The organism is Streptomyces sp. NPDC054765 (assembly GCF_053612065.1).
Genome location: NZ_JBSHBP010000107.1, coordinates 1 through 15,897, shown reverse-complemented (window position 1 = coordinate 15,897; position 15,897 = coordinate 1). Strand labels below are relative to the sequence as shown.

Below are 15,897 nucleotides of genomic sequence, written 5' to 3'. Positions count from 1 at the left end.
CCACCGAGCGCACCGTCGGGCCGAGCGGCACCAGCGGCACGCCGACCCGCGCCAGCAGCGCCGCGAACTCCTCGTCCGGCGGCGCGCACACCAGCACCTCCGCACCGAGTTCCCGCAGCGCCACCGCCAGTCCCGCCAGCGGTTCGACGTCCCCGCGCGACCCCCATGTCGACAACAACACACGCATTTCGCAACTCCCCGTTTCTGCAGGTTCCGGCTTTGGGCCGCCGATTCTGCGGTACCACCCGGGTCTTGCCGCAAGCCCCCCGGTGCGCTATAGGTTGAGAGTGGCAAGGAGTGGGATCTCCTTGCCTTTGCTGTGTGCCGTCCCCTGTGGACGGACAGCCTCCTCGTGAAGCGGCGACCCGCCGCGTACGGCGCTACACCGGGCCGGAGGATCACCCCCGGGGCCGGAGGATCTCCCCTCGGCCGCGCGCCGTCTCAGCACTCCTGACGCAGTGACCCGAGCCGCCTCCAGCAGATCGGCGCGCATCCGGGGCCGAGCAGGGCTTTCGTGCATGTCGTCGCGGATCCCCGGCGGATCCGCAGACGCCGGAAGTGGTGCAGGAGCGCGAAGGTACCCTCGACGATCCATCGCTGCGTGCCCCGGCCGGAGCCGTGTCGGGGTGTTGCGGCGGGCGGTCTCAGCGGCGCCCAAGCTCGTGGTGAGCGGCATCGTCGTCGCCGACAGGGAGATCCGCCGACGGAAACGCTCAGCCCCGCCAACTCGGGCGCTCGCCCGCCAGTTGAAGCACTCGGTCACAGCGACCGGCGAGTGGCTTCTGCCGGACGGTGGACGCCGCCGTGCTCCTGGACTCATCGGTCGGCGCGCCAGGGGTACGGCAAGCCCCCTGCGCGGGCCTCTCGCGGACGTGGACCCAGCAGCCCACCTGCATCGCGGTCACCGCCCTCCCGGGCCGCCTGAGGGGCATCTGCGCCGCTCGCAGCGTTTGGAGGGACGTATCGCCTCCGCCCTGACCAGGCCCCCGGGACGCGGTGTCCGGACCAGGCCCCCGGGCTACGGCCTCCGGACCGGGTTCCCGGATGCGGCGTCCGGACGAGGCGCCCGGACACGGTTCCCGGACATGGTTCCCGGACACGGCGAAGGGCCGTCCCGCGCAGTGCGCGAAGACGACCCTTCGGCGAGTGACGTCCGGTCCGAAGTGTCCTAGCGGGCCGGCACCCCCTGCGTCTGCGTCGGGAGGGTGATGCCCACCGCCGCCGCGTAGTTCGACAGCGCCAGCCGGCCCACCGCGCCGTAGGCGCCCAGCGCCTCGGCGGAGGCGCAGCCGGCCTCCGCCGCGGCCGCCCCCAGAAGGCCGTCGCTGATCTCCGGGCCGATCAGGTACGGGGCCAGTGCCAGCTGCTGTGAACCGGACGCGCGCAGTTGCTCGGCCGTACGGGAGATGGCGCCCGCTTCGTCGAGGGCGGCGGCCAGCACCGGCACCGCGAGCCGTGCGGAGAGCAGCATGCCGGTGATCCCGGCGGCCTGCACGGCCTCCTCGCCGCCCACGGTGGCGAGAATGATGCCGTCCGCGGCCGTGGCGACCGTGAACAGCCGGGCGCGGTCGGCGCGCGCCAGACCGGCCTCGGAGAGCCGGACGTGCAGTGCCTCGGCGAGCAGCGGGTGCGGGCCGAGGACATCGGTCAGCTCGGCGCCGGAACCGCTGTTCATCATGGCCTGGCGTATCCGGCGCAGCAGGGCGCTGTCCGGTCCGGCCAGCAGCGGCACCACCACGGCGGCGGGGCCGGGGTCGGGCTGCCCGTCGGCGCCCACCCGGGCCTTGTGCTCGGCGGCGGCCTGTGCAAGCACGGCCTCCAGGGACGGGAACTCGTCGTCGCCGCCATCGACATAGCCGATCCGGGCGTCGAGGCCGGGGAGCTCCGAGCGGGTGATGCTGGAGACCTCTTCCGCCAGGCTGCGCGAGGCGGCGGAGGGGGTGCCGGGCACGGCCAGCACCAGGGCGGGTGCGCCCTCGGGTGCGGCGAGCGGCTCCGGCTTGCGGTGGCGGCCGGACTGCCGCGCGCGCGGCATTCGTACAGGCAGGCCGGGTGCGGCTCCCGGGCTCGGGGATGCGGCGTCGAAATCGGGCGAGCCAGGTGCGGGCCCAGTGGGGGAACTCATGGCGCCGCATGCTAACGGTTCGGACCACCCCCGCGCGGAGGGAGGGTTCGGTGACGAGGTATCCGTCCCGATTTATCCCGCGCGTCATGCCGAACTACCCCGGCGCAGGCCGTGTGATCTGCAACAACTTCGCGTCGGTGGGCAGCGTCAGGCGGTCGTTGGCCAGTGCCGCGGCGATGGTCAGCGCCCCGTCGAGCGGGCTCCCGGCAGCGGCTGCCGGTCGGGCGTCCGGCAGTCGCTCGGCCAGCGCCGTACGCAGGGGAGCCAGCAGTGGTTCGCCCAGGCCGAACAGTCCGCCGGTGCAGGCCACCGCGGTACCGGCGCCGGGCGGGCAGGCCGCGGCGGCGGCGTCGGCGATATGGCCCGCGGCGGCACTCAGAATGCCGCGGGCCACCGTGTCGTCCCCGGCGGCACAGCGGCCGACCTCCGGGGCGAACGAGGCCAGTACGGCGGGCCGGTCGGGGCGCGGATACAGCGCGCCAGGCAGCCCGATGGCCGGCCCGAACACGGCTTCCGCCCGCGCCAGCAGAGCGGCCGAGCCGCCCGTCCGTCCGTCGTACGCCCGCATCGCGGCCTCCAGCCCGGCGCGGCCGATCCAGGCACCGCCGCCGCAGTCACCCAGCAGATGGCCCCAGCCGTCCGCCCGGCGCCAGCCGCCCTTCGCGGTCAGGTCCGTACCCAGGGCGACCATGCCGGTGCCCGCCGCCACCACGGCACCGGGCCGCTGGCCCAGCGCACCGGCGTACGCGGTCACGGCGTCCGCGGCGAGAGCGAGGCGGCGCACCCCGAAAGCGGCGGCCAGCGCGGCGGGCAGCCGGGCACGCAGCTCGTCGCCCAGCGTCGCCATACCGGCCGCGCCCACGCACACCGCGGCGAACCCCTGCGTACCCGCTTCACGGCCCAACTCCCGTGCAAGGGGCAGGAGTCGGGACAGCAGGTGCTCCGCGTCGATCCCGGCGGGGCCGGTGCGTACCGGTCCGGGCGAGGTGCGGGCGACCGGCGGACGGGCCCCGGCATCATCGGCCCGCGCGACGGCGACCCGCAGCCCCGAACCGCCCGAGTCGACCCCGAGGACATGGCCGGACCCGAGGGTGCCCGGGGTGCGGCCGGCGGGCTCACCCAAAGCCGCGGGCGTCCTGCTTGAGGGCGGTGTCAACGGTCAGGGCCGTGGCGACGACCAGGCTCAGCAGCGGGTCGGGCAGCTGATGGTGGATCTGCAGGACGTAGTTGTCCGCCGTCGTGAACATCGTCTTGGCCAGGCCCTCCCAGGTCTTGGTGATCCGGGCGACCTCGGTGTCGGCATGGTCGACGATCGCGAAGTTCCAGGCGCGCCAGTTCTCGGCCTTGATGGCGCCGATCTTCTGGCCGTTGGCCGTCATCGCGAAGTTGATCTTCCCGATGGCGTTCTGCTGCACGACCTCGCCGACCGGCGAACCGTCCGGACGCTGCACGATCACCTTGGACTTGAGGATCTTCGCGGGCCGGGTCAGGATCAGCTGCGGTTGGCCATAGGTATCCCGGATCTCCAGCTTGTGGGTCATGTACTGATCGAGGCTGGAGACGACGCGGAGCACCTTCTTGGCCGTGCTCTGGCCGACCTGGACGACCGCGCCGAGGGTGTTGCCGTGCTGGTCGAAGACGCTGTACTCGTTGGTGACCTCGATGAGCTTGGCCTTCTGGCTGACCACCAGCACCGGCTCGGTGAACAGGCTGCCGCCGCCCGCGCCGGGCGACCCCCCGGCCTGCTGCTGCGCCTGCTGCTGCGCCGCGCCCGGGTTCACACCCGGCTGCGGCATCGGCTGCTGTCCGTAGGGCTGCGGCATCGGCCGGCCGGGCGCCTGCCGGCCGGGCGTCTGCTGGGGATGGCCGTAGCCCTGCCCGCCGTACGGCGCGCCGCCCTGCTGCGGGCCCGGATAGGGGGCCTGGCCCGGCGCCTGCGCCTGCTGCTGCGGTGCGAACTGCTCGGGCATCTGCTGCTGCGGCGCGGATTTCTGCAACGTCTGCTGCTGCGAGGGCTGCTGGCCGGCCTGCTGCTGCGGTGACTGCTGCTGCGGTGACTGCTGCTGCGGTGACTGCTGCTGCGGTGACTGCTGCTGTGGTGACGGCTGAGCCCCCGGCTGCGATGCCTGGCCCCGGTCCGGCGTCGCGGCCTGTTGTCCCGGGTGGGTGTGCTCCGTCCACTGGGACCCGTCCCACCAGCGAAGTTGATGGGGGGTGCCCTGCGGGTCGGCATACCAGCCCGCAGGGATGTTCGCATTCGTCATGCCAGGCACACTATCGTCCGGGGTCAGGGCAGCCTCCAGTCGACGGGCTGTGCGCCCTGTCGCGCCAGGAGGTCGTTCACCCGGCTGAAGGGCCGCGACCCGAAGAAGCCCCGGTCGGCGGACATCGGAGAGGGGTGCGCGGACTCGACGGCCGGCAGATCGCCGAGCAGCGGCCGCAGATTGCGCGCATCGCGTCCCCACAGCACCGCCACCAGCGGGCGCCCGCGCGCCACCAGCGCGCGGATGGCCTGCTCGGTGACCTCCTCCCAGCCCTTGCCGCGGTGCGCGGCGGGCTTGCGGGGGGCCGTCGTCAGGGCCCTGTTCAGCAGCAGTACGCCCTGGCGCGTCCACGGGGTCAGATCGCCGTTCGACGGGCGGGGCAGCCCGAGGTCGGAGTGCAGCTCGCGGAAGATGTTCTCCAGGCTGCCGGGCAGCGGGCGCACGTCCGGCGCCACGGAGAAGCTGAGCCCGACCGCATGCCCCGGCGTGGGGTAGGGGTCCTGTCCGACGATGAGCACCCGCACCTCGTCGAAGGGCTGCTGGAAGGCGCGCAGCACATTACTGCCGGCCGGCAGATAGGTACGCCCCGCGGCGATCTCCGCCCGCAGGAAATCGCCCATCGCGGAGATCCGTCCGGCAACGGGCTCAAGTGCCTTGGCCCAGCCAGGTTCGACAATGTCTTGGAGAGGTCGCGCAGCCACGGGATCACCCTACTGGCCCCGACCCGCTCCCTTTCAACCGATGGCCCGAGCCCAGCCCGTCCGGAACGGCGGAATATCCCCGACTCCCTCCGGGGAAAGCACCGTTACCCCCAACCGCGCGTTCGTTATCCGGCCCATCGCCCTCCTTCCTTTCCTCCCGCTCTTCCCTCCCGCTCTTCTCTCCCTGTTCCCTCTCTCTTCCTTCCTGCCGGTTTCCCCCTCCGCCGCTGTCCTCAGGCCACGGCCGCTGCCCGTACGCACAGCACATCCGGCAGATGGGAGGCGAGCTGCTGCCAGCTGTCACCGTCGTCCGGGCTGGCGTACACCTCGCCGTTGCGGTTGCCGAAATAGACCCCCGCGGGGTCGGCGTCATCGACGGACAGCGCGTCCCTGAGCACCGTGCCGTAGTGGTCCTCGTCGGGCAGCCCGTCGCTCAGGGCCTGCCAGCTCCTGCCGGCGTCCGCCGTGCGGTAGACCCGGCAGCGGTGCCCGGCCGGCACCCGGTCGATATCGGCGGTGATCGGGAAGACGTAGGCGACATCTCCCGTGCGCGGATGGGCGGCCACGGCGAAGCCGAAGTCGGAGGGCAGCCCGCCACCGACATCGGTCCACTGCGCGCCTGCGTCGTCGCTGCGGTAGACGCCCCAGTGGTTCTGCAGATACAGCCGGTCTCGGTGCACCGGGTCCTGCGCGATCTTGTGGACGCACTGGCCGAACTCCGGATGCTGGTCCGGCAGGAAGACCGCCTTCACGCCCTTGTTCGACGGGGCCCAGCCGGCACCGCCGTCGAGGCTGCGGAAGACCCCTGCCGTGGAGACGGCGACGGTGACCGCGTCGGCGTCCTCCGGGTCCGTGATCACCGTATGGACGGCCAGTCCGCCGCCGCCCGGCACCCATCTCTCCCGGCTCGGGTGGTCCCACAGCGCCCGGACGAGCTCGAAGGTCTCCCCGCCGTCCTCGGAACGGAACAGGCCGCCGGGCTCGGTGCCCGCATAGACCACATCGGGGGCGGCGGGGCCGGCCGGATGCAGCTGCCACACCCGCTCCAGTGAAGTCCCGGTGTACTTCGGGTACTTGACCGCGGGGCGGGAGGGCTCCTGCCAGGTGTCGCCCAGGTCGTCGGAGTGGAACACCGAGGGGCCCCAGTGGGCGCTGTCGGCCCCGGCCAGCAGCCGGGGCGTGGCGCGGCGGGTGTCGATCGCGAGGGAGTACACCGCCTGCGCGGGGAAGTGCGGACCGCTCACTTCCCAGTGGCCGTGCCGCCGCCGGCCGATGAAGAGGCCCTTGCGCGTGCCCACCGCGAGCAGTACGTCAGTCATGCCGGAACACCTCCGGGACGCCGTTGTCTCAGACAGTGGCAAGTCTGCACCCGACCACTGACAACGGCGTCCCGGACCATATCCGCGCAGGTCGGACGGTGCGGCCCCGGTCCTCCTGCCGCGCATCCTGCCCGCCCGACGGCCTCAGATGGCCTCAGACGGCCCGGTGGTACGGCTGCGGCACGGTGATCTGCGCACCCAGTTCCCGTGCCGCGTGCTGCGCGAAGCTGGGGGAGCGCAGCAGTTCACGGCCGAGCAGCACGGCATCGGCCTGGCCGTCCGCGACGATCTTCTCGGCCTGCTGCGCCTCGGTGATCAGGCCGACGGCGCCCACCGCGAGACCGCTCTCCTTCTTGACCCGCTCCGCGAACGGCACCTGGTATCCGGGTCCCGTGGCGATCTTCGCGTCCGGCGCATTGCCGCCCGTGGAGGTGTCCAGCAGATCGATCCCGTGCTCCCTCAGCTCACGGGCGAAGCGCACGGTGTCGTCGGCCGTCCAGCCCTTGCGCTCGTCGCTCTCGTCCTCGGTGAGCCAGTCGGTCGCCGAGATCCGGAAGAAGACCGGCAGTTCGTCGGGCCAGACCTCCCGTACGGCGTCCACGACGGTCAGCGCGAACCGCGTCCGGTTCTCGTACGAGCCGCCGTACTCGTCGGTGCGCCGGTTGGTGAAGGGGGAGAGGAACTGGTTGATCAAGTAGCCGTGCGCACCGTGGATCTCGGCCACCTCGAAACCGGCCGCCAGCGCCCGCCGCGCCGTCGCGCGGAACTGGGCGACGATCTCACCGATCTGCGCCGCGGTCAGCTCCGCGGGGGCCGCGAACCCCTCGCCGAACGGCACCGGGCTCGGCCCGACCGGCTCCCAGCCGTACCGCTGACCGGGGAGGAGCGGCGCGCCCCGGTCCACCCAGGTGCGCTCGGTGGACGCCTTTCGCCCCGCATGGGCGATCTGGATGCCCGGAGTGGTGCCCTGCGCCTTGAGGAAGCCGGTGATGCGCCGGAACGCCTCGGCCTGGGTGTCGTTCCACAGGCCGAGGTCGTACGGGCTGATGCGCCCCTCGGGGCTCACCGCGGTGGCCTCCGTGAGGATGAGGCCGGTTCCGCCCGCGGCTCGTGCGGCCAGGTGCTGGAAGTGCCAGTCGCCGGGCGCCCCCTCCGCCGGGCCTTCGGGAGCCGCGGAGTACTGGCACATGGGCGCCATCCAGAGGCGGTTGGGGACGGTCAGCGCGCGGAGGGTGAGGGGCTCGAACAGTGCGCTCACGGCATGCTCCTGTACCTGAAGGCGAACGGGTGCCGGCTGGACCCGCACTCATACGATAGGCATCGTACTACGGTGGATGTCAAACTACGATGCTTCTCGTACAATGAGCGGGCGGGCGGCGCGCCACGCCACACCGAGCCCCGCAGAATGAGTCAGGAGCCGTCATGCCGACCGATACGACCTCCCCGTGCGCTCCCTCGGGCTCCCGGTCGCTGGAGCACCCGGCCCGCGAGGACATCCGGCTGGCCGATGTGCTGCATGCGCTCGCCGACCCGGTGCGTCTGCGGATCGTGTGCGCACTGGCCGCCGCCGAGGGCGAGCTGAACTGCGCGGACATCGAACTCCCGGTCAGCAAGTCGACCTGCACCCACCACTTCAGGGTGCTGCGCGAACACGGCGTCATCCAGCAGCTTTACCGCGGCACGGCCAAGATGAACGGGCTGCGCCGGGCCGACCTGGAAGAGCTCTTCCCCGGCCTGATCGACGGCGTCCTCCGCGCCGCGGACCTCCAGGCCATTCGCCTCGGGGAGGAGTAGCGGCCGGCGGATGTCGGATGACGGATGACGGGCGATGGTCGGCGGGTGACGGGTGACGGGTGACGGGCCGGAGTGCGGCGCCCCGGCCCCCTCCGGGTCAACGGGTCGGGTCCGCCGTGCGTGCCGCGTCCAACAGTCCCGTCCAGTCCGGCAGTTTGACGGTGCCGCGCCCCAGTCCGCGGCCCCACTCCGCCTCGGCGGCCTCGATGGCCAACCAGCCCGGCCAGGGCACCGGCCGCTGCCCCGCCCGTACCAGCGCGGTCACCGGATCCTCGTCCGCGTGGCGCTCGGCCGGCACCGGGGCGTCCGCCAGCAGCGACGACGCGGTTTCCTTCGCGCACGGCCGGTTGGTGCCGATCACCCCCGTAGGCCCCCGCTTGATCCAGCCCGCCACATACACACCGGGAAGCGGCTTCCCGTCCTGCAACACCCGTCCCGCCAGATGCGGCACCGTCCCGGTCGTTCCGTCGAACGGCAGACCCGGCTGCGGCGTCCCTCGGTAGCCGACCGAACGCAGCACCAACTGCCCCTCGATGTCCTCGAATTCGCCGGTCCCGGTGACTCCGCCGCGCCCGTCGGGGGCCGTCCGCTCGAACCGGACCGCGCGCACCCCGGTGGCATCCCCGAGCATCTCGACCGGTCGCAGGAAGAACCGCAGATGAATGCGGCGCCCACGCCCGGTGGTCCCCGCGTCCGGTACCGCCGGCGCGGCCGCCGTCCGCTCGGCCCAGCCGCGCAGCACCTCGATGTTCCGCCGCCCCGCCGCGGGCAGCTCGCCCGGGTCCCGGTACGCCGGATCCAGTGCCAGTTCCCCGGGCTGTACGAGCACCTCCGTACCCGGAAGGGAGCCCAGCTCCCGTAGCTCCTTGGTGGTGAACTTGGCCTGGGAGGGGCCGCGTCTGCCGATCATCCAGACATCCTCGACGCGGCTGTCCGCGAGCGCGCCGAGCGGGCCCTGCGGCATATCCGTTGCGGCGAGCTCGTCGGCGCCACGGGACAGCATCCGCGCCACATCCACCGCCACATTCCCCACGCCGATCACCAGGGCCGACCGCGCCGCAAGGGGGAAACGGACCGCGTCCGCATTCGGATGTGCGCTGTACCAGGCGACGAACTCGGTGGCCGGATGGCTGCCGGGCAGATCCTCACCGGGGATGCCCAGATGCCGGTCGGTGGCGGCACCCACGCAGAACACCACCGCGTCGAAGATCTCCCGCAGCTCTTCGACGCCCAGCCCCGGCGCCCCCACCTCGACGTTCCCCAGGAAGTGCACCCGGGGGTCCTCCAGCACGGTACGCAGATTGTTCTGCAGCGATTTGATCTTCTCGTGATCCGGCGCAACGCCGTAGCGCACCAGGCCGTACGGGCAGGGCAGCCGGTCCAGGACGTACACCTCGATGTCCGGTACGGTCTGCTGCTCGATCAGGGACTGGGCGGTGTAGACGCCGCTGGGCCCGGAACCGATCACTGCGACACGAAGCACGAGTGGCCCCTTCCGAGGGATACCCCCAGGATCGCACCGGCGGTCGCGCGGCGGGAGATGCGCTATCGGGGTTGCTCCCGGTGGGATGAGCGTGCCGCGCTACTGGGCCGGGTGAGCGGGGGGCTAGGTTTTCAATGTGTCGGAAAGTGACTTTTATACCGTTAATCACCGATATGAAGCCCAGGGCGCGCCATTGGAGTGGCCCACATGGGAGCTCCAGGCGCATGGCTCAGCCGCGCCCGCGACCGCGACCGCTCTCGCCCTCGACCCCGCTGCCTCGGACGATCCGGCCGGACCCGGTGGCGCCGGATGCCCGCTGCCCCGGCTCGATCCGCTGGGCCCCTGGTGCAGTGCCCGGCTGACCTTCGCCGACGGCGCCCGGGTCGATGTCCTCGTGACGGTCTCCGACGACCGCATCACCGTCGAGGACGTACGGGCCGACCCGCCGCTGACGCTCGCCGGCCTCACCGACCTGGCCCGCTGGATCGAAGGCCCCCTGGACGACGCCTTCCGCGCGGCCACCGGCCGGCCGCGAAGGGCGCGGCCCGCACCCCGGCAGCCCGGCCCGGCGGCCACCTCGCCCGAGCGGAGCGGAAGGGCGTCGGCCGGGCCGCAGCCGGATCCGAGAAGGGGCGCGGCGCCCGAGCGGACGACCGGCCCGCGATCGAACTCGCCGCGGGAGACGGCCGCGCCGGGGGAGAGGCCGGCAGACACCACGGGTGTCGTAGGCGGTGACGACGCCGTCCACGGGGCGGCAGCGGGCGCCGGCACCGGCCGCCCGGCCGAGCCCTCCGCCGAGCCCTCCGCCGAGCCCTCCGCCGAGCCGTCCGCCGAGCCGTCCGCCGGGCCGTCCGTCGAGCCCTCAGCTCATCCGTCGGCCGAGCGATCCGTGGAGCACTCCGCCGAACCACCCCACGACCTGCCTGTCGAACCGTCCTCCGCCCTGGCCGCCCCGCCCGCCCCGCCGGTGTCGTCCACGCCCGTCGAGGCCTCCGCGCCATTGGCGCCGTCCGGTTCTCCGGCGCCGTCCGGTTCATCGGCGCCGGCCGAAGCGTTGACACCGGCCGAGGAGTTGACACCGTCCGAGGCGTCCACGGCACCGGAGGCCTCCACGGTGGCCCCGGCGGCCGCACCGTCCGAGCATGCCCGCTCTGCCGTCCTCGCCCGGTCGCGGGCCGGTGAGCGCCGCAGGATCGCCGCGGACGCGTACCGCCAGGCCCAGCGGGAGGGACGCGATCCGGTGCTGGCCGTCATGTTCGCCACCGGCCGTAACCGCCGAAGATCATTGCGGCTGATCGCCGGCGCCCGTGACGAAGGGCTGCTGACACCGCGTCACAACAAGCGCTGACCGGCAACGCCAGGACGAGCGCACGGCGCCGTATGCCTCCGCTGCCGCTGCCGCCTCCGCCCGATCTCGGCTCTCTGCTGTGCGTCACCGCCGGCGTCTGCCATTGCCCGGCGCCACCACTTCCGGCGCGGCGGCCCCCATCGCCCCGGTGTCGTCCTCGGGATCGACGACCGCCGTACGGACCGTGCCGAGTCCGTGAGGATGCGGGAGCTCAAATGCCCAGACCGGCCGGACTACCCCTGCTCTGCTGCCCCCGTGCCGCTCTTCGCGTCGGCAGTCCCGCCTGGCGGCTCCTCGTCCGGTGGGGCGCCCAACTCCCAGGTCAGTCCGTACCGCTGGAACAGCTCGGCACGCAGCCGACCCCGCGGCATCGGCGCTCCTGGCAGCAGCATCGCCACCACCGAACCCATCAGCAGTGCCCGCAACAGCGGATAGTCGGCGTCGGGATCCGATGAGCCGTACGCCACGACCGTCTCGCGCAGCAACTGGGCCAGCTGCTGTTGCTCAGGGCACTGGATGAATCCGTCGGCTGCCAGGATTCCCGCCAGATGGGTCCGCATCAGCAGGGGATGATCATGCGCAAGCCCCAGGATCGCGTCGATGGCCCGCGCCAACAGCTCCCGCCCCGCGTCCGGTCCGCTCGGTTGCGGCTCGCGCTTCAGGGCCGCCCGCAACGTGAGATGCATCAGGCGGTGCACGGCGGACTGGAGCAGCTGGCGTTTGCCGGGGAAGTAGTACGAGACGAGCCCCCGAGCCGCCCCCGCCCGCTGGGCGATGTCCCCGAGCGTCGTCGCCTCGAACCCGCGCTCTCCCACCAGCTCGATCGTTGCCTGCAGCAGCCGCTCACGGGACCGCCGCCGCAATTCTTCATTGACCGATGCGCTGCGGGGGGACATCCTGTAACTCCTGCGTTGACTGGCTCAGGGCCAATATACTCTGTATGACTCCGGATATCCGTCCTTGGACGAAAACCGGTCAAGCTGCCTGATTCGGGCGACGCGGGGGATCGCCCGAATCGGGCGTGGACGAGGCCGGGGGCGGCCTCGCGGCCTGCGTTTCCCCAGGTCAAGAGGCTGCCCCCCCGCTCAGGGCGGGATGCAGGTTCGCTCATCTCTCTCCGTAGCGGTGGTAGCAACGTCCACAGCCTGGCCGGTGTCCACACCGTGCTTGTCAGAAGCAGCCGTCAGCTACCGGGATCTTGTGATCCAGTGATGTCCCGTGGGGAGCGGACGGCCCGGAATCTGATCGGCCCGTTGGCCGGGTGGCCGGGGTGGATGGGCGCCGCTGGCTCGTGGCGGTCACCGTCCGGCGGGTCCGGGCGCTTCAGCTCGGCGCTGGATCGCGGCCGGCACGGGATAGTCGGTATACCCGCTCTCTCCACCCACGTACGTCATGTGCCTGCCACGAACCTGATTGAGCGGTGTGCCGAGGCGCAGTCGTTCGACCAGGTCGGGGTGGGCGAGGAATTCGCTCGGGCAGCCGCTGGCAGTACCGAGCAGCCCCTTGCGAGCGACATGACCCGGGAGCGAACCGGCGCCGGCGCCGGCTCGGGTGGCGAGTTCGTCGCAGGTTGGTAATCGTTGCGGGAACCAGCTGGTGGCGTGCGCCTGCGTCGGGCGCGGTGGTGACAGGGAGTGACCGTCATGGAGTTCCTGGTCGACATGGTGACCAGCGTTCCGCAGGGCACGGCCGAGGAGGCCGTGGCGGAGATCAGGGCCCGGGAGGCGGTGCGGTCGCGCGAGTTGGCAGCACAGGGGCATCTGCTGCGGTTGTGGCGTCCGCCCTTGGCACCCGGCGAGTGGCGCACATGGGGGCTGTTCCGCGCGGAGGATGCCGGGCAACTGGAGCAGCTTCTCGCGTCGATGCCGCTGCGTGTGTGGCGGCAGGACACCGTGACTCCACTGTCCCCGCATCCGAGCGACCCGGGCCTGTAGAAGCGACGCACCGGCTGATGCGTTCTTCTTCTGCGTTTCCCTTCCTCCCTCGCACTGATGCGTCCTACCGATCCGGCACAGCAGGTCAAGCTACGGCCGCCCGAAAAGCGCGGAGGGCGAAAGCGTTCGTGGAACGGTCACGGTGACCGTTCCACGAACGGAAGTCAGGGCGCGGGTGAGGTACCTGAGCAAGAGATGACAGTCACCGTGGTGACCTCGGCCGGCGGGTCACGGGGTCTGCTCGTCTTCGGCGAACGCGGTGATCAGGTTATGGGGTGCGTGGTCGCCGAAGAGGAGCTCGTTGAGTTGGATGCCTTCGGCGGCGGCTTCGGCGCTGCGGGGGAACATGGCCTGCTCGTATTCGGTGAGGGCGGACTCGATGTCGTCGGGGTGGGCGGCGAGGGCTTTGCCGAGTTCGGCGCCGTCGAGCATGGCCAGGTTGGCGCCTTCGCCGTTCGGGGCCGCGAGGTGGGCGGCGTCGCCGAGCAGGGTCACCCCCGGCACCCGGTCCCACCGGTGCTCGACCGGTAGAGCGTGGAGGGTGCGCAGGACCGGCGCGGTGTCGGAGTCGGTGATCAGCGTGGTGAGCTCCGGTGCCCAGCCGCGGAACTCCTGTGCGATCCGCGCGGTGGCCGCGGCGGCATCCGTGAAATCGATGGCGGCGAACCAGTCCTGCGACTCGGTGAGCGCCACGTAGGTGTGCAGGGTGCTGCCCCGCTCCCGGTGAGCCTGGATCCCCTTGCCCGGCGCGAGGGTGAACAGCGACCCGCCGCCGACCGCTTTCGCGGTGGCTGGGTGGCGGGTGTCGCCCTCGAACAGATAAGTCTCGACGAACGACCGGCCGGTGTACTCGGGGGTGGCGGTGGAGAGCAGTGGCCGGACCCGTGACCACGCGCCGTCCGCGCCGATCAGCAGGCTCGTGATGACGGTGCTGCCGTCGGCGAAGGTCACCTCGTGGCGGCCCTCGCCGAGGGTACGGCTGCTGCTGGCCTTGTGGCCCCATCGGACGGTGCCGGCCGGGAGCGAGTCGAGCAGGATCTGCCGCAGCTCGCCGCGCTGTACCTCGGGGCGTCCACCCGTGCCGTCGTCGGCTTGGTCGAACAGGACGGTTCCGTCCGGGTCGAGGATCCGCATCGCCTGGCGGCCTTCCAGGATGAGGTCACGGAACTCGTCCGTCAAGTCAGCTGTTTTGAGGGCGAGTTGCCCGTTGTAGTCGTGAATGTCGAGCATCCCGCCCTGCGAACGGGCAGCCGGGGAGGGCTCCGCCTCGTAGACGGTGGCCGGGATGCCGTGGACGTGCAGGACGCGGGCGAGCGTGAGGCCGCCGAGTCCGGCGCCGATGATCGTGACGTCGGTGGTCATGGTGATTCCTTACGTGTCGCAGGCCTGCCGGATGGGCACCCGGCAGGATCTCTGGAAAGGTTCCAGACCCCGCCGACAAGCCGCCCCCATCGGATCGACAACCCCCGACAGGTGACCGACAGCCCCCGATACGTGACCGACACCGGGGCTCTGCCGCTCGATCGCCCCGGGGCTTGGCGTCGATCAGCCAGGAGGAGGCTTGGGGACTCAGAAGGCGGCAGCCACACACAGGGGTTCAGTCGGTGAGTACGCCCCGCAGTTCGCCCAAGGACGCACGGAGAGTTCCCGGCAGGTCCGGCAGGTCCGGCTGACCGGGTGCGCTGATCCAGCGCGTGAAGGCGACCTTGAACACGGCGATTCCCGTCTCGGCGGCCAGGCTCGCGGCCGGCTCCGGGGTGCCACGGTCGCGTAGGGCGCCGGCCATCGCCGAGATGGAGGTGGCCGGTATGGCCCTGTCCTTCTTCACCGGCTTCCTCTCCGGCCTTGTCGCCAACGCGGCGGTGGCCGAACGGGTCGCCAAGGTCGTCGACCTGGTCAAGCTCTTCACCTCAGCAGCCGAGAAGGCGGCGGCACTGATCGAGCGGTTTGCGGGCTCGATCGAGGAAACCGCGGCCGTCGTGGAGCGACTGCTCACCACCGGCGCGAAACTGGGCGCGCAGTTCGTCAAGAAGGGCGCCGAGAGCTTCGTGACGAACTGCGCCGCCGACTCCGGCAGCGCCATGGTGAACCAGGCCGTACACGGCCAGATGGTGACCGTCGGGGACGACCTTCTGGGCGGTGCCCGAGGAGGGGCCGGCACGGCGGCGTTCACCGCGGGCGACGCCACCTTCGCCGAGGGCGCCCGCGTCAGCGGGGCAGCCGACCGGATTCTGCGGGGCGACGGCATGCTCGGCACGAGCGTCAACGGTGCCCTGGGGAACGTGGCGGGCGGCCTCACCAACGACCTGGCCGCCGGGCAGGACGGCGAGACACTCGCTTGGGACGCGGGCTTCAACGCCGCGACGGGCGCCGGGATCGCCACCCTGGGTCTCTGCCTGTACTGAAGGTGGCACGCCCCGGTCAGTACAGGAGTCCGAGCCTCCGCCACCTCGTGGAAGCGGTGTCCCTTGGCTCCGACCCCGGCCGACAGCTTCTGCCGGGCCCGCTATCCGCCCCGTCAGGCCCTCGAACGCCTCCTGCCGACGGGCAGGGTCTACGCTGTGACCCGCGGCCACCGCACGATCTTCAGTCTTCACACACCCGATGATCAGCGGTGGCCGTACGCGTCTCTCAGCCGACCCCATCAGCAAGATCGCGACCTACGGCTGGAGTATGAGCAGGTACTGAGTGGTGAGGAGGCACAGCCGGGTGGTTGTCAGCGGTGAACAACAACACGTGCAGCGTCGGGGGGTCTGGGCGGTCCGCGCGGCACGGCTGTTTGACGGGTATACATTGCGACCGGGGCGCCCACTTGTGCTCATCGATGGTTCGCGCTGGGCTTGATCCGCTTTGACGGACATCAGAGATCAGGGGTTCTGCCCCGGGAGGATGTCCATCATGGAGAGCATGGGGAAGAAGAAGCCTCGCC

Annotated in this window: 14 protein-coding genes and 1 pseudogene; 4 read left to right on the top strand and 11 right to left on the bottom strand. The window is 71.7% G+C overall.

Annotated elements, in window-relative coordinates:
- The 7 genes and pseudogenes from ACWGJY_RS35890 to ACWGJY_RS35860 form a co-directional block, all read right to left on the bottom strand.
- A pseudogene (locus ACWGJY_RS35890) lies at window positions 1–187 on the bottom strand (glycosyltransferase); the annotation flags it as partial.
- A gap of 981 nt (window positions 188–1,168) precedes the next feature.
- Window positions 1,169–2,125: a sirohydrochlorin chelatase gene (locus tag ACWGJY_RS35885; RefSeq protein WP_453265091.1), complete on the bottom strand. Its 957-nt coding sequence runs from the start codon at window positions 2,123–2,125 to the stop codon at window positions 1,169–1,171.
- A 94-nt stretch (window positions 2,126–2,219) separates the two neighbouring features.
- Window positions 2,220–3,248: an N-acetylglucosamine kinase gene (locus ACWGJY_RS35880; RefSeq protein ID WP_453265090.1), complete on the bottom strand. Its 1,029-nt coding sequence runs from the start codon at window positions 3,246–3,248 to the stop codon at window positions 2,220–2,222.
- Window positions 3,241–4,389 carry a phospholipid scramblase-related protein gene (locus tag ACWGJY_RS35875; RefSeq protein ID WP_453265089.1) on the bottom strand — a complete coding sequence of 383 codons (1,149 nt, stop codon included), beginning with the start codon at window positions 4,387–4,389 and terminating at the stop codon, window positions 3,241–3,243. Before ACWGJY_RS35875 ends, ACWGJY_RS35880 begins: the two co-directional genes overlap by 8 nt.
- Before the next feature lie 23 nt (window positions 4,390–4,412).
- Window positions 4,413–5,090, bottom strand: coding sequence for a uracil-DNA glycosylase (locus tag ACWGJY_RS35870; protein ID WP_453265088.1), 678 nt, complete (start codon window positions 5,088–5,090; stop codon window positions 4,413–4,415).
- 233 nt (window positions 5,091–5,323) lie between these two features.
- Complete coding sequence (locus tag ACWGJY_RS35865; RefSeq protein ID WP_453265087.1) at window positions 5,324–6,409, bottom strand: WD40/YVTN/BNR-like repeat-containing protein; 1,086 nt, start codon at window positions 6,407–6,409, stop codon at window positions 5,324–5,326.
- A gap of 154 nt (window positions 6,410–6,563) precedes the next feature.
- Complete coding sequence (locus tag ACWGJY_RS35860) at window positions 6,564–7,667, bottom strand: NADH:flavin oxidoreductase/NADH oxidase (protein WP_453265086.1); 1,104 nt, start codon at window positions 7,665–7,667, stop codon at window positions 6,564–6,566.
- A gap of 164 nt (window positions 7,668–7,831) precedes the next feature.
- Here ACWGJY_RS35860 and ACWGJY_RS35855 point away from each other — a divergent pair, with 164 nt between their 5' ends.
- The gene (locus ACWGJY_RS35855; RefSeq protein WP_453265085.1) at window positions 7,832–8,203 is read left to right on the top strand and encodes an ArsR/SmtB family transcription factor; all 372 of its coding nucleotides are present in this window, start codon (window positions 7,832–7,834) and stop codon (window positions 8,201–8,203) included.
- Between the two features lie 97 nt (window positions 8,204–8,300).
- Here the strand turns inward: ACWGJY_RS35855 and ACWGJY_RS35850 are convergent, their stop codons facing one another.
- Window positions 8,301–9,686, bottom strand: coding sequence for an FAD-dependent oxidoreductase (locus tag ACWGJY_RS35850; protein WP_453265084.1), 1,386 nt, complete (start codon window positions 9,684–9,686; stop codon window positions 8,301–8,303).
- Between the two features lie 193 nt (window positions 9,687–9,879).
- On the opposite strand from ACWGJY_RS35850, the gene ACWGJY_RS35845 reads away from it, so the two are divergent.
- Complete coding sequence (locus ACWGJY_RS35845) at window positions 9,880–11,034, top strand: DUF6214 family protein (RefSeq protein ID WP_453265083.1); 1,155 nt, start codon at window positions 9,880–9,882, stop codon at window positions 11,032–11,034.
- Between the two features lie 233 nt (window positions 11,035–11,267).
- On the opposite strand, the gene ACWGJY_RS35840 is transcribed toward ACWGJY_RS35845, so the two are convergent.
- A complete protein-coding gene (locus ACWGJY_RS35840) occupies window positions 11,268–11,930 on the bottom strand; it encodes a TetR/AcrR family transcriptional regulator (protein ID WP_453265082.1) in 663 nt (220 codons plus the stop codon).
- A gap of 747 nt (window positions 11,931–12,677) precedes the next feature.
- On the opposite strand from ACWGJY_RS35840, the gene ACWGJY_RS35835 reads away from it, so the two are divergent.
- On the top strand, window positions 12,678–12,968 hold the full coding sequence (locus ACWGJY_RS35835; protein ID WP_453265081.1) for a muconolactone Delta-isomerase family protein: 291 nt from the start codon (window positions 12,678–12,680) through the stop codon (window positions 12,966–12,968).
- Between the two features lie 228 nt (window positions 12,969–13,196).
- Here ACWGJY_RS35835 and ACWGJY_RS35830 read toward each other — a convergent pair whose 3' ends face one another.
- On the bottom strand, window positions 13,197–14,330 hold the full coding sequence (locus ACWGJY_RS35830; RefSeq protein WP_453265080.1) for an FAD-dependent oxidoreductase: 1,134 nt from the start codon (window positions 14,328–14,330) through the stop codon (window positions 13,197–13,199).
- 235 nt (window positions 14,331–14,565) lie between these two features.
- Window positions 14,566–14,796, bottom strand: coding sequence for a hypothetical protein (locus tag ACWGJY_RS35825; RefSeq protein WP_453265079.1), 231 nt, complete (start codon window positions 14,794–14,796; stop codon window positions 14,566–14,568).
- Here ACWGJY_RS35825 and ACWGJY_RS35820 point away from each other — a divergent pair.
- Window positions 14,777–15,373, top strand: a complete 597-nt coding sequence (locus tag ACWGJY_RS35820) for a hypothetical protein (RefSeq protein ID WP_453265078.1) — start codon at window positions 14,777–14,779, stop codon at window positions 15,371–15,373. The two genes, ACWGJY_RS35825 and ACWGJY_RS35820, sit on opposite strands and share 20 nt — an antisense overlap.
- Window positions 15,374–15,897 lie beyond the last annotated feature (524 nt).